Raw genomic sequence first — 14,183 nt, forward strand, 5'->3', positions numbered from 1 at the left:
AAATGGACTTTATTAAAAAATATCGTAATTTTTGGGTGTATTGTTTCTTTGGATTCTTAGCATCGCTGATAAATATCGGAATCTTTGACCTCTCACACAATTATTTCCACATCCCTTTGTGGATAGCCAATACGGTTGCTTGGTTTATTTCCAACTTCTTTTCATTCTTTGTCACCAAGCTCTATGTTTTTAAATCCGAAATGGAAGGCTTCAAAAAACTCTTCCACGAAGGTCTGGTTTTCTTAGTTTCACGAATTTTCTCTTTGATCTTTGATGATATTTTTATGATTGTGGCTGTTCTGATTTTTCCTTGGAACAATTTGATTATTAAGGCTATTGACCAATTAATTGTTGGACTATTCAATTACTTCTCTTCTAAACTGATTTTCAATTACAATAATCGTCAGTTGATTGAGAGATTTAAAAATTTAAAATCAAAAAGAAGTCGAAATGAGTATTAATTCATTTCGGCTTCTTTTTTACTGCCGTCTCCAGAGCTGAGAGTATTCATTTGCAGCGAAAGTGGCGTTATTGCTTCAGCAATTACACCACCGGGCGCGTTGAAGACTCGCTGGTTTTGCGAGGCTTCAACCGAGGTTCGAAACCGCTTCCCAGGCTCGGGTCGTTCCGCGCAGCAAATGAATACTCTCAGCTCTGGAAACGGCATACTTAACTAAACTTTCAACCTTTAGTTACAAAATTGTTTACCTATGAACCATATTGTTTCATTTTCCAGCTACCAAAAAAGGCATCACACCATAAGCTCGTGTTTTGCCTTTAATTTAGAATACTTATTCAAATTCATTTGGACGATCAGTTGTTTGTTTGAAGTAATAGCTTAATGAATCAAGAATTCTGTCTGACGCTTTTCCGTCACCATATGGATTCTTGGCATTTGCCATGCGATCATACTCAGCCTTATCTTCGATTAAACGTGTCATTTCTTTCTCAACTACTTTGGCATCTGTTCCAACTAGTTTCAAGGTTCCAGCCTTGACACCCTCTGGACGTTCAGTCGTATCACGTAATACCAACACTGGTTTACCAAGTGATGGAGCTTCTTCTTGGACACCACCGGAATCGGTCATGATGAAGTAACTTCTTGATGCAAGATTGTGAAAATCAACTACATCCAATGGTTCAATCAAATGTACGCGATCGACGTCTCCTAAAATATCTTTGGCTGTCTTTTGCACAACTGGATTCAAGTGAACTGGATAAACTAGTTCGATATCGTCATGCTTTTCCACAACTTTCTTCATAGCACGGAAGACTTGTTTCATTGGTTCGCCTTGGTTTTCACGACGGTGCATTGTGATTAAAATCATCTTCTTATCAGGATCGATGACATCCATAACGTCGTGATGATAATCTTTGTGAACAGTTCCTCTCAAAGCATCGATTGCTGTATTACCAGTTACAAAGACATGATTTTCTTTGTGATTTTCTTTCAACAAATTAGCTTTACTCTCTGAAGTTGGTGCAAAATAAACGTCAGTTAAATCATCAGTCATTTGACGGTTCATTTCTTCTGGCCATGGTGAATACTTGTCCCAAGTTCTCAAGCCGGCTTCAACGTGTCCGATAGCTGTCTGATGATAGAAAGCTGATAATGCAGCACTAAACGTTGTCGTTGTGTCACCGTGAACTAATACAATATCTGGCTTTTCCTTTTCAATAATACTGTCTAGTTCCTTAAGTACTAAACCAGTAATCCCACTGAGAGTCTGACGTTCTTTCATAATGTTCAGATCATAGTCTGGTTTAATATTGAAAATTTCCAAAACAGAATCAAGCATCTCACGATGTTGAGCAGTAACAACAGTCACAGTCTCAAAACGATCACTATTTTGCTTCAATTTCAAAACTAGCGGTGCCATTTTAATTGCTTCTGGTCTTGTACCAAAAACAGTCATAACTTTAATTTTATCCAAAATTATCACCTCAATAAATTAATTCCAGTATATCAAAGTTGCACTTATTAATATAGGTAGATACGTCCTTCCGTCTCCAGAGCAGAGAGCATTCTATAACTGAGAACTTATTTAAGGACTGTAACAGCAATATTTATATCACCTTTTCACCTTTCAACCTTTCAACCTTCAAGTTTAACTTTAATCGGCAAACCAAACTATGATACAGCACAGCAATATATTCATACCATTTGTATACTTATAAATTACGTACAAGAAATACCAAAGCAGCGAAAAATACATTAGCCTCAGGTTGTGAGGGATTGAGCCCGCAGTGGCAGTGGTGTTAGGCCGGCGAACTTCCGGTCTTACAGCACAGGACGACTTTTGAGACACGCTTTTCGGCTCAAAATCGAGGTTCGAGACCGCACTTTGGCTCGAACCGGTCCACACAGCAGGCTCAATCCCTCACAACCTGAGGCGGCACCCCCAAACATTTTCTACTATTTTATGAAAATCTATGTTTATAATAAATCATTATGATAAATCTAACTCTTTTAGTTATTCTTAGTATCCTAACAACATTGGTGGCTTTTTTCGCCGTAATGGCGATTTATAATACCCTGACAAAATCCACGTATCAAAAATATTGGTGGTATATTCTAATCGTTTTAATAATCCTGTACCTATTAGCCTTTTACATGTATTTTCATTTTAAGTAAAGCGCTTACTGAAATACTTTTGTTAAAAGATGTATTAATTTTATTCAGTTTGAGTTAAAATTACTAATGTATTCAAATAAATGAATGGAATTTTTGGAGGATTATCGATGGTTTTAACAAACGGTAACGAAATTTTCAACAACGCCCGTAAAGGCAAATATGCTGTTGGTGCTTTTAACATCAACGACTTGGAATGGACTCGTGGCATTTTAGCTGCTGCCCAAGAGACAAATACACCTATCTTGGTTCAAACATCAATGGGTGCTGCTAAGTATATGGGTGGTTACGAACTATGTCTACACCTTGTACAAGACACAATCAAAGCTATGGGTATTACAGTTCCAGTTGTAATGCACTTGGATCACGGTAACTACGAAGCTGCCAAAGAATGTATCGAAGTTGGTTACAACTCAGTTATGTTCGATGGTCATGACTTACCTTTCGACGAAAACCTTGAAAAGACAAAGGAAATCGTTAAATTAGCTCATGCTAAGGGTATTTCTGTTGAAGCTGAAGTTGGTTCAATTGGTGGTACTGAAGATGGTATTACTGGTCTTGGTGAATTAGCTGATGTTGAAGAAGCTAAAACACTTGACGCTACTGGTGTTGACTACCTTGCTGTTGGTATTGGTAACATCCATGGTGTTTACCCTGACAACTGGAAGGGTCTAAGTTTTGACCGTCTAGAAGAATTAGCTGCTGAAATCAAGACACCACTTGTTCTTCATGGTGGTTCAGGTATCCCTAAGGAACAAATCGTTAAGGCTATCTCAATGGGTATTTCAAAAGTTAACGTTAATACTGAATTACAATTGTCATTCGCTAAAGCTACACGTGAATATATCGAAGCTGGTCATGACCAAGATATCGATGCTAAGGGTTACGATCCTCGTAAGTTACTTGCACCTGGTACAAAGGCTATTACTGACACAACTAAAGAACGTATCGAATGGTTCGGTACACCTGCAATTAAATAATTTATGATATTTCAAAAGACAGAAACTTCGGTTTCTGCCTTTTTTTATACCCTTTTTATCCCAATCGAATATTACTAAAAAATTTGTTTTGATTGTGAAATATTTTTAAATAAATAAAATACAAATCTAAAAAGACATATACCCTTATGACAGCATCCATCTGGCTTTTTACACAAAAAAAATAAAAAATTTCACAATTATTTATATTGTGAAATTTACAAAAAGTTGCTATACTATGTTTGTACCAATAAAGAAAGCGCTAACATAGAGAAAGGAGGGGCTAAAATAGCAACTTTGTTAACATCTGGAATAAGTTATCAAAGCCTATCTGCCTCCCGTATAGAAAAGAATCACTTTATATAATTCTATGACTAGATGCTTATTCTAGATACTTAGTTGATTTTTGTAACTCCCAATTACAATGCGATAGAGGCAAAAACTCATTTCTTAAAGTTTGCCCAAAATACAACAGACCATAATAATCTCCCCGATTCATTGAATACCCCATCATTCAATGACGAAAAATTAATTATGCCTCTATCAAAAATCAACCATATAAAATAGATCAGTGGGTTCCCCGCCTACTGGTCTTTTTGATTGCTCTTTTTTCACTTCCGCCAGACGATTTCAGATATTTAAATCTGCTAAGCGACCAGTTCGAGCCAAAGTCTTAAGTCAGCTTGCACAGATGACTTACTCTCTGAGATCACCTGGTTCATTGTTCAAAAATATAATTAAATGTTTTATTTTAATTGCAAATTACATTTTAAAAATTACCAATACTAAATGTTATGTATCACAACATATTAACTAATAATCTAGCCGGAGGTCGACGGTGATTTTCACCAGCAGTGAATGTGGAGTTAGGACTTTAGTCCTTACTCCACAGGACGACTTTTGAGACGCGCTTTTCGGCTCAAAATCGAGGTTTGAGACCGTACCTTGGCTCGAACCGGTCCTCACGCAGGCGAAAAATCACCGTCGACCGGAGGCGGAATATTTAAACCACAAAAAAAACCACCGATTGCCCGATGGCCTTATTATTTCATTAATTTTCATCGTCTTCTTTATCAATTGCTTGTTGAGCAACTAAGTTTAGATAATTGAATGGATTATCATAATTTGGTTGGAACAACATATCAACAAAAGCTAAATCGTCGATGGTATTTTCATTTTGAATACAGATTGAAATGGCATTAGCAGACTGAGCTATTTCATGTTTACTGAATAGCTGAGCCCCAAGTACCTTTCTAGTATCCTTATCATAGATAAGATAAATCGTAAGCATGTCAGTTGTTGGCATGTATATTGGACGATAGTAATCATGAAAAATCACACAATCAGCATTCATCCCATTTGCCAAAGCTTTTTTCAATGTTAAACCAGTCTCAGCCAAGGTATAACCAAAAATTTCCATACCAGTCGTCGCTTGAGTTCCCATATATTTACGAATATCGCCAAAAACATTGATTCCGGCTAGGGTTCCTTGTCTAACGGCTTGTGTAGCTAATGGAATATATTTCAATTCACCAGTTGGATTAAATTTAACAACGCAGGAATCACCTGCACCATAAATATCAGGGTTCGATGTCTGCATGTAGTCGTTCACGATGATAGCACCATAACCGTCCATTTGAACTTGACCGCGAAGCAAATCAGTATTGGCGAAGAAACCGGTACAAACAATAACTAAATCAGCCTTATAAGTATTACCTGCCTTTGTTCTAATCGTCAATTGATCGCCATCTTCAATTTCAGAGACTCTCTCACCCAGACGAACTTTAACATCATGTTCCTTGAGCTTTTCAATAATTGTCTCTGATAAACCGTCGTCAACATAGTTATTTAGAATCTGGTCACGTGATTGAATCAAAGTAACCTCATGTACTGTATTGGCATAGCTTTCTGCTAATTCCACGCCAACATAACCAGCACCAACGATTGCAATGCTAGGATAATTTAGAGCTGATTCATAGATTCTCTTAGCCTCATCGTAGCTCTTACATAAGAGAACTCTTGGGTTGTCCATCCCGCCAATTGGTGGAATTCCAACTTCTGAACCAGTCGACATAATCAATTTATCGTAAGTATCCTCAATAATTTCTTGCGTCTCTAAATTTTGAACAATAATTTTTTTATTCTTGGAGTCTATTTTAAGAACATTATGTTTCATATGGACTTTAGCTCCATAGCCTTCAAGTGTGGTAGGGTCAGCATAGAACATGTCTTCAAGATGGTTAACGATTCTTCCTAAATACAACGCAATTCCACATGATAAAAACGCAATATTATCTTCACGTTCGTATACAGTTACATCTGTTTCAGGATGTTTCTTTAATATCTGTTCAACTGCAGCTGTTCCAGCATGTGTACATCCGACAACAATAACTTTCACCAGTCGGTTCCTCCTCTTAAGTACCTTTTTATACTAGCTTCATTCTTTACAGCATACCACAACACATACCTAAATTATATCAATGAAGGGTTTATTTCATTTCCAAGAAATCGTAAATTTTTATATCAAAAATCGAGCATTCATGGACGTATTTTTGTAATATAATTAGTGAGTATTGACTTTTTTAAATTGGAGATTGCTATGAAAGAAATTAAACACAGTCGTGGCGCTGATTCGGACGTCTATCAAGATAGTCTCAAGATTAGAAAGGCCGTCTTTGTAAAAGAACAAGGTGTACCACAAAATTTAGAAATTGATGATTCAGAAAATAAATGTACTTATTTTAATATTTATCTCAATCATCAAGCGGTTGCTACTGCCCGCTTCTCTCCTACCGAGGATAACGGTGTCCATATTCAACGAGTAGCGGTTCTAAAAGACTTTCGTCAACAACAACTTGGTTCAGAATTAATCGAAATAATTATTAAATATGCTCGTGAAAATAATTACTCTTATGCAATTTTAGGAGCACAAAATCATGCACAGGAGTTTTATAAAAAATTAGGTTTTGATGTCGTTGGTGAACAATATACCGAAGTAGGAATTCAGCATCATGACATGAAACTTAACTTGTAGTAGTATTACACGTAGTGTTTAATTAACCGCTTAGAAATATTATAGGGAATGTTACAAAGGAGGTTGAGCATGTATAGATTTTTTATTCAGCCCCAACTAGATAAAGTCAATAATTCGTTAATTGGCTATGAACTATTAATGAAGAAAAAGACTCCAGAAGGCTGGCGACCACCAGCTAATTTTTCAGATGTACCTTCACATACGATGGCTTCACTTTTGATTGCAACGACTAAATTGTTGTCATTAAAAATTGGTTCGGTCTCGGTCAATATCAACCGTAATCAATTGATGGACAAGGAAGTCCGTGATGCTATTATCGAAGCTCAAAGCATTTTGCGTCCATTGCGTTTGGTAGTTGAATTAACTGAGGATACTCCGGATAAAGACTGGCCAAATTCCGAATTAGTTCCATTAATTAAAGAATTTATCAATTACGGTATGGACTTCAGTCTTGATGATTGTGGAACCGGTGTTAATCAGTTGGATCAAATTCAAGAATTAGTACCTCTAGCTTCGGAAATTAAATTTGCCATTCAAAATTTTGGTGAAAAATTACGTGATCCTGATATCGAAAAGAAAGTAATCTTCTGGCGTGATTTCAGCCGAAAAAATAATCTACGTTTTATTTTGGAAGGTATCGAAGATGACCACGATGATGTATTGGCCGATTCTTTAAAAATCGATCTCAGACAAGGCTACTATTATGGAAAACCTCGCCTACTCAAATTAAAACCAGATGATAATAAGTTCTAAATAATTGTAGATAAAGCTATCTGCAATTTTTTTGTTTGTTCACTAAAAGGGCTTAGGTAAGTATGCCGTTTCCAGAGCTGAGAGTATTCAATTGCTGCGCGGAACGGCCCGAGCCAAAGAACGGTCTCGGAACCTCGGTTGAAGCCTCGCAAAATCCGCGAGTCTTCAACACGTCCGGTGGTGTAATTGCTGAAGCAATAACGCCACTTTCGCTGCAAATGAATACTCTCGGCTCTTCCAACTAGTTTATTTTTTATAGCGGAACAGTAAAATAAAGACTTTTACATATTTAAATAAATTTCTCACCTTTCAACCTTCAGCTGTTCATTTTTTATTAAATTAAAGTGTTTGTCGTCTCCAGATCTGTTTATTACCCTCATCTCTCCCGACTAATTTTATATAGATGAAATATCTCGGATGGCAAAGATTATGTAATAAACAATATAACTCATGGTGCTAGTTGATAATTTATTACAAATATTTGCATCATGATTTTATTTATCTTGGTACTTGGTGACAGTAAAAAAGCCATTTCACACTTAAGAAAATACCTTCTAAGTGTAAAATGACTTTTTTTAGTTTCTGAATAAATAATGATTATTTTTCAAATTCAGCTTTATTTACTCTCTTTAGCAACAGCTTGTTGAGCAACCAAGTTCAAATAATTGAAAGGATTATCATAATTTGGTTGGAATAGCATATCCATAAATGCTAGATCTTCAATCGTATTCTTGTTTTGGATGCAGACAGAAATAGTGTTAGCTGATTGAGCTACTTCATGTTTACTAAATAATTGTGCACCCAAAATTAAATGATTATCCTTATTGTATACTAATTTAATCGTCAACATTTCGGTACTTGGCATATAATTAGGACGATAATAATCATGATAAATTACAGCATCAGCATTGATTTCATTATCTAAGGCATGACGTAAAGTTAAACCAGTTGATGCTATTGTATTGCCAAACAACTCCATAGCTGATGTAGCTTGAGTTCCCATATATTTTTGAATATCTCCAAAAATATTTAGTCCGGCCAAAGCACCTTGACGAATCGCATTTGTTGCTAAAGGCATATAAGCTGGTTTTCCGGTGGGATTGAAATTAACAGTACAAGCGTCCCCAGCAGCATAAATATCTGGGTTGGATGTCTGTGTATAGTTATTGATAATAATGGCACCATGACGGTCCATATCGACTTGACCACGTAATAATTCAGTATTGGGGACAAAACCTGTACAGACAATAACTAAATCAGCATGATGATCATCTTGGTTAGTTTCAATAAGAACATTTTCATCGTCATCACGATCAAAACCAGTTACACGTTCATTCAAATAAACATGTACACCATGTTCCTTTAGAAGATCAATCACATTTTGAGACATATCTTGGTCGATATAATTGTTCAAAACTTGGTCACGTGACTGAATCAACGTTACATCGTGTTCGGTATTAGCATAACTTTCAGCCAATTCAACACCAATATAACCACCACCAACAATCGTAATATGCCTGTGCTTTTGGGCTGTTTCATAAATCGCTTGTGCTTGTGCATAACTCTTGCACATCAAAATACGAGTGTCGGAAATACCCATAATTGGTGGAACCGCGACAGTTGACCCTGTTGTCATAATTAATTTGTCATAGCTGTCATTAATAATTTCATGAGTACTCATATCTTCACACATTACAGTCTTGTTCTCAGAATCAATTTTCAAAACATCATACTTCATGTGAACCTTGGCACCCAATTTTTCTAGATCTTTAGGGGAAGCATAAAACATATCCTCAAGGTGTTTTACCTTTTTACCTAAATACAGTGCAATCCCGCATGATAAGAAAGAAATATTATCATCACGTTCATAAACTGTAATTTCAGTATCTGGATGATCTTGTAAAATCTGTTCAACTGCTGCTGTACCGGCGTGTGTGCAACCTACAACGATAACCTTCATAAAAAATACCCCATAATTAATAATTTGTTTAAACCATAATTTGATTTTTCAACAATAAATCAGAAAAATCTTTACCAACACTTTCAATTATAACCCTATATTTTTATAAATGAATAAGTGTATAGTATTTATGTGCAAGTTAAAAAATTATAATTATTTTTCACTATTTCGTTTATATAAATTTTGTTTAGATTTTATGATGCATTTTAAATATCAAGGCTGCCATCTCTCCCGACTATTTTTTTAAAGTATTTCAATAACTCTAGTATCCTGTACCAACTAATCTGTTTCTTTCGGATCTTAGTTTACAAAATCAGAATTTTAGTACCTCTAATTTAAAATAGTCCAATATAAAAGCTATTGAATATTTACACATTCAATTAATAACAATTAATTAGTCGAAAGAGCTGGGAAATTTAACTAGCACCACACGTATCTAATTTATTTAAACAGGACGTCGCTTTAACCAACTCTTTAAAAATAAAAAGCAATTGAGGTTTTAATTTGCCAGACAATACTTTAGAAAAAATTATTAATAATTATCTAAACATAAATTCAGCTATTATCACCCTAGTGACAATCGGCTTAATCACTATTATCACTATTGTCGCTTATTCACTGGAAAGACGTATCAGTAATTCTTCACCTCTATATCGAAGAGCCGCTATTCATATTGTTGAGGGTGTTATTTTAGCCTCAAGTATGATCATGCTTGAAAAAATATTCTTCATTTTGAACAAAGGTTCCATCAATAATGGTTGGCTCTATGCCAATGCTCAACTCACAATTCTACTTTATTGCATGTATCTCGTTCGTAACAAAGTCACACTCTTAATAAATTTATTCATGCCATTATTTTATTATCAATCGATGATTTTTAAACGTTTCGATGATAAAAATTTACCGCTATTCATTACTGCTTATCTATTCTTAATTGCTATTATCATCTTTATCTATATAAAAACCGAAAAATTACAGGACAACGAGTGGAAATATGTTGGTATGCAGGCACAGTTTGGATTAGCTTGGTGGGCCTTAATTTGGACCGATCACGACTTCCCAGCATATGAGATTTTCAATATGCTAGTCGTCTTCCTGATTTATATGTCAATCATTCGTTTCTGTGCTCGCAAGATGCAAGACACCATGATGAATTACAACGATTTAAAAGTTCAAGTCAATTACGATGAACTAACTGGTGTCAGAAATCGGGCTAACTTTGACAAGACATCTAAGGAACTTTTTGAAACTTATTCAAAGGAAGCTATTCCATTGACCGTTACGATGTTTGATATCGATCACTTCAAGGAATTTAATGACAAATATGGTCATTCTATTGGTGATGAAGTATTGAAACATGTCGCACATACAATGGAACGAGAAATGTTTTTGACTGATACCAAAGGACAATTATTCCGGTTCGGTGGTGAGGAATTTATCATCATTTTTCGTGGCAAAAACCCATCCGCTTGTATTCCAATCGTGTCCGATTTGCGTAACACTTTGATCAATACGCCTTTAGTTCTTAAGAATCAGAGATTAGATATAACAATTTCATTCGGTATTTCTGAATTAAAACTAACTGATAAAGACTTTGACAATCTATTCAATCGTGTTGACCAGTTCCTTTATGACTCAAAAAATTCAGGCCGTAATCATTTGACTGTTGAAGGAGTTACTTATAGCTTCGATGATCTAAACGAAAAACAATAAGACAAATAGACGCCTGTAATCCAAAATTGGATTGCAGGCGTCTATTTGTCTTAAGCTGGATGTTTGATGACGATGATAGTTTTATCTTAAACTACTTTTGTTTTTTTCCCCAAAAAAATAGTGAGAAATTAATCTCACCGTCGGGAAGGAATCAGTTGTTTTTGAATCTGGTAGTCCCTATTAGTCATAGTAAACCATACCGACTTCTATCGCAAGTGAATAAATGAATAATTTTAACTCTTTTCAGTATAAATTTATTAATATTTATGAATTTTTAACCGTTTTGTTACCAAATTTTAAAATGAGTAATGATGTTTTAACGATGGTAACACAATCTTATCAGAGAATCCGATGACGATTCCTTGGAAGAACATTGCCAATACTGTTCCGATTCCAACTGACAAAATGTGACCAGTTATGAAATAACAAATAATCATAATAATAACTGGCGGCGTGTAACTGATCAGTTGTCCCCAACCAGCTGATCCCCGCAAATATTTAAATCTTAGTAGATAAGCCAATTCATCATTAGGATGCTGAATCAAATTACAACGTTGATAAATCGAAGTTCCCACTGAGACACCAACCAATCCCAAGACGTCCACAGTCAGCCTTAAAATAAGTGGCAATGCATTTAAATGGAATGGATCAAGTATCATTGAAAAGAATCCCACCAAATAACTAAATGGCAGTGAAAACACCAAATTTGACAAGAAAATATGTCCATCAAATTTACCCAGTAAAAATTGATTAACAATCGTCACAATAACGGCATAAACAAACAAAGTTGTACCATAAGTAGAATGTAGCAAATTGGAAATATTAACCGCAGAGGCCGTCCAAACAGCGCTCCCCATGTTACTGTTGATCATTAGTGAATTGGCAAAGGCATCTAAGACAATAGCAAATGTCAGATAACCCAAACGTTTTTTAAAGTTCCCTTGTTTCACAATAAATTCTCTTTTCCCTCAAATAAAAAAGCTTATATCAGCATTATGGCATACTTTCCTATTTTTAACTCTAGTTTAATTATAGCTAAATTTGATAAAAAATGAGTTGCAACACACTTAAAGAACCAATAATTAGGTGTGATACAACTCATTTTTTTGTTTTAAATATTGATACAAAATCTTTAAAAACAATTACTAAGATACTTCTAAAATCATCGTCGTTACAGGCCCGGAACTAATTTATTTAAGTATTAGTTTTATCGTTCCCGCCATAAAAAATACATTAGTTGTAAGAGCTGAGAGTATTCATTTGCCGCGAAAGTGGCGTTATTGCTTTAGCAATTACACCACCGGACGAGTTGAAGACTCGCGGTCTTTGCGAGGCTTCAACCGAGGCTCGAGACCGTACTTTGGCTCGAGCCGTTCCGCGCAGCAATTGAATACTCTCAGCTCTGGAAACGGCATAGAAATATTACCTACAACTATTTACTAGGATGTTGCATTTCGTCCATACTGATTAAATGATATTCATGTTTCTCATTTGGATCATACGCTTCAATCTGAGCCATCATTCCAGTATCCTCGTGTTCAAGGATATGGCAATGATACATGTAAACACCAAATTTAGTAAACTGAACAGCAATTCTGACAGTCTCACCAGCATTGACACCAACGGTATCTTTCCAGCCGTGCTCATTAGGATATGGAGCTTTACCATTACGACTCAAAACTAGGAATTGGCAACCATGCATATGAAACGGATGGATCATACCAGAATCCATATCATTGGTATTAACAACGTCCCAAAGCACTGTGTCACCAATCTTTTGTTTGCGGTCGATACGTTGCATGTCGAAAAGTTTGCCATCTAGACGAACCTTATCATCCATACCAGACATAACGGTACGTGTAACAGGGAGTCCTGGGGTAACCTTTGGTGCAGCAATCGTTGTAAGATGTTCTGGCAATTCAATATCTTCACGCTTAAAATCACCAATCTTAAACTTCATAATTGGAATATTATCAGTCATCAGTGTTACTACATCACCAGGCTTTTTATCGCCAAAATCAAGAATAACTTCGGCACGCTCGGCACAAGTTAACATCAATTTAGTCATTCTAACTGGCTCTGGCAAGGTACCACCATCAGAAGCAATTTGTGTAAATTCATGTCCATCATCTAGATGCAATCTCCACTCTCGACGGTTAGCACCATTCAAAATTCTAAGACGAACTCTTTGAGTAGTAACATTGAAAACGCCATTGATCGTGCCATTAACAAGTGCATATTTCCCCAGGGCACCATCCATATCATAATCAGCTTTATAATCGAGTTGATTTTCATGATAATTTCTATCTTGTAAAATAATAGGAATATCATCAACACCGTAATTTCTTGGGAAAGGTAATTTGGCTTCCTCATCGTCAGTCACAACGACCGCTGCAGCTAAACCATTCCATACTTGACGGGCCGTATTTGGACATGGGTGTGGATGAATCCAATCTGTTTGAGCTGGTTGATCCAACGTAAAGTCAATGTCTCTAGTGCCACCAGGATAAACTGGAGCATGTGGACCGCCGTCAACAATTGGTCCAGTGACATTTAGACCATGCCAGTGAAATGTAGTAACTTCTGGTAATTCATTTACAAGGTGCACATGGTAGTGAACGCCTTTCTTTAAAACAACCGTGGTTCCAAGTATTGATTCATTGTATCCCCAAGTCTTAGTTTTAGCACCGGGCAAAATCTGAGTTTCACTTTCGTGTGCTGTAATTGTGTAATAGACATCGTTGCCATCAACCTTATCAGGCTTCAAAGCAGCAGGAATATGCAAAGGCTTTTCAGGAACTTCGGCCTTTTCTAGTGGAATATATCCGCCATCATGTAAATCAAATACTGGTTCATCAAAAAAGTAATCCGTGTAAACTTGTGATTCTGACATTTATAATCGCCACCCTATTTAGTTTTTGATCGAAACGTAAAAATACAATTTACTAAAGCCTCTCCAAACATGCCGATTCCCATCATATACATCGCTATCATGTTCTTGTCAGCGAATACAAAATACAATAAAATTGCATAAAAAATCAGCATGAAAACAGAAAATACTTTAGATCCACCTGCCATGTTATCACCACCAAATTTTATTACGACTCCATTTTA

At 35.9% G+C, this 14,183-nt stretch carries 11 protein-coding genes; 5 read left to right on the forward strand and 6 right to left on the reverse strand.

Going from position 1 to position 14,183, the window contains the following annotated elements:
- The first annotated feature begins 2 nt into the window (after window positions 1–2).
- Window positions 3–461 carry a GtrA family protein gene (locus tag FFM71_RS03420; RefSeq protein WP_137610797.1) on the forward strand — a complete coding sequence of 153 codons (459 nt, stop codon included), beginning with the start codon at window positions 3–5 and terminating at the stop codon, window positions 459–461.
- A gap of 330 nt (window positions 462–791) precedes the next feature.
- Here the strand turns inward: FFM71_RS03420 and wecB are convergent, their stop codons facing one another.
- Window positions 792–1,934 carry a non-hydrolyzing UDP-N-acetylglucosamine 2-epimerase gene (gene wecB, locus FFM71_RS03425; protein WP_137610798.1) on the reverse strand — a complete coding sequence of 381 codons (1,143 nt, stop codon included), beginning with the start codon at window positions 1,932–1,934 and terminating at the stop codon, window positions 792–794.
- An 808-nt stretch (window positions 1,935–2,742) separates the two neighbouring features.
- Here wecB and fba point away from each other — a divergent pair.
- The gene (gene fba / locus FFM71_RS03430; protein ID WP_137610799.1) at window positions 2,743–3,612 is read left to right on the forward strand and encodes a class II fructose-1,6-bisphosphate aldolase; all 870 of its coding nucleotides are present in this window, start codon (window positions 2,743–2,745) and stop codon (window positions 3,610–3,612) included.
- 1,048 nt (window positions 3,613–4,660) lie between these two features.
- Here the strand turns inward: fba and FFM71_RS03435 are convergent.
- Window positions 4,661–6,007 (reverse strand): FAD-dependent oxidoreductase, encoded by a 1,347-nt coding sequence (locus FFM71_RS03435; protein ID WP_137610800.1) that lies wholly within the window; start codon window positions 6,005–6,007, stop codon window positions 4,661–4,663.
- Between the two features lie 201 nt (window positions 6,008–6,208).
- Between FFM71_RS03435 and FFM71_RS03440 the strand changes: the two genes are divergently transcribed.
- Both FFM71_RS03440 and FFM71_RS03445 read left to right on the forward strand, forming a co-directional pair.
- Window positions 6,209–6,643 (forward strand): GNAT family N-acetyltransferase, encoded by a 435-nt coding sequence (locus FFM71_RS03440; RefSeq protein WP_137610801.1) that lies wholly within the window; start codon window positions 6,209–6,211, stop codon window positions 6,641–6,643.
- A gap of 69 nt (window positions 6,644–6,712) precedes the next feature.
- Window positions 6,713–7,396 carry an EAL domain-containing protein gene (locus FFM71_RS03445; RefSeq protein ID WP_137610802.1) on the forward strand — a complete coding sequence of 228 codons (684 nt, stop codon included), beginning with the start codon at window positions 6,713–6,715 and terminating at the stop codon, window positions 7,394–7,396.
- Between the two features lie 616 nt (window positions 7,397–8,012).
- On the opposite strand, the gene FFM71_RS03450 is transcribed toward FFM71_RS03445, so the two are convergent.
- Complete coding sequence (locus FFM71_RS03450; protein ID WP_137610803.1) at window positions 8,013–9,356, reverse strand: FAD-dependent oxidoreductase; 1,344 nt, start codon at window positions 9,354–9,356, stop codon at window positions 8,013–8,015.
- A 504-nt stretch (window positions 9,357–9,860) separates the two neighbouring features.
- Here FFM71_RS03450 and FFM71_RS03455 point away from each other — a divergent pair.
- The gene (locus FFM71_RS03455) at window positions 9,861–11,069 is read left to right on the forward strand and encodes a GGDEF domain-containing protein (protein ID WP_137610804.1); all 1,209 of its coding nucleotides are present in this window, start codon (window positions 9,861–9,863) and stop codon (window positions 11,067–11,069) included.
- A 296-nt stretch (window positions 11,070–11,365) separates the two neighbouring features.
- Here the strand turns inward: FFM71_RS03455 and FFM71_RS03460 are convergent, their stop codons facing one another.
- The 3 genes from FFM71_RS03460 to FFM71_RS13360 form a co-directional block, all read right to left on the reverse strand.
- Window positions 11,366–12,022 (reverse strand): YczE/YyaS/YitT family protein, encoded by a 657-nt coding sequence (locus tag FFM71_RS03460; protein WP_137610805.1) that lies wholly within the window; start codon window positions 12,020–12,022, stop codon window positions 11,366–11,368.
- Between the two features lie 479 nt (window positions 12,023–12,501).
- Window positions 12,502–13,962 (reverse strand): multicopper oxidase family protein, encoded by a 1,461-nt coding sequence (locus tag FFM71_RS03465; RefSeq protein WP_137610806.1) that lies wholly within the window; start codon window positions 13,960–13,962, stop codon window positions 12,502–12,504.
- A 14-nt stretch (window positions 13,963–13,976) separates the two neighbouring features.
- Window positions 13,977–14,147, reverse strand: a complete 171-nt coding sequence (locus FFM71_RS13360) for a hypothetical protein (protein ID WP_171000458.1) — start codon at window positions 14,145–14,147, stop codon at window positions 13,977–13,979.
- Window positions 14,148–14,183: the final 36 nt, after the last annotated feature.

Source organism: Companilactobacillus huachuanensis (genome assembly GCF_005404815.1).
Taxonomy (GTDB): Bacteria; Bacillota; Bacilli; order Lactobacillales; family Lactobacillaceae; genus Companilactobacillus; species Companilactobacillus huachuanensis.

Bases quoted from the DNA above. Each gene is read 5' to 3' on its own strand.
- FFM71_RS03420 (WP_137610797.1), top strand. From the start codon at position 3: ATGGACTTTATTAAAAAATATCGTAATTTTTGGGTGTATTGTTTCTTT.
- fba (WP_137610799.1), top strand. From the start codon at position 2,743: ATGGTTTTAACAAACGGTAACGAAATTTTCAACAACGCCCGTAAAGGC.
- FFM71_RS03440 (WP_137610801.1), top strand. From the start codon at position 6,209: ATGAAAGAAATTAAACACAGTCGTGGCGCTGATTCGGACGTCTATCAA.
- FFM71_RS03445 (WP_137610802.1), top strand. From the start codon at position 6,713: ATGTATAGATTTTTTATTCAGCCCCAACTAGATAAAGTCAATAATTCG.
- FFM71_RS03450 (WP_137610803.1), bottom strand. From the start codon at position 9,356: ATGAAGGTTATCGTTGTAGGTTGCACACACGCCGGTACAGCAGCAGTT.
- FFM71_RS03465 (WP_137610806.1), bottom strand. From the start codon at position 13,962: ATGTCAGAATCACAAGTTTACACGGATTACTTTTTTGATGAACCAGTA.
- FFM71_RS13360 (WP_171000458.1), bottom strand. From the start codon at position 14,147: ATGGCAGGTGGATCTAAAGTATTTTCTGTTTTCATGCTGATTTTTTAT.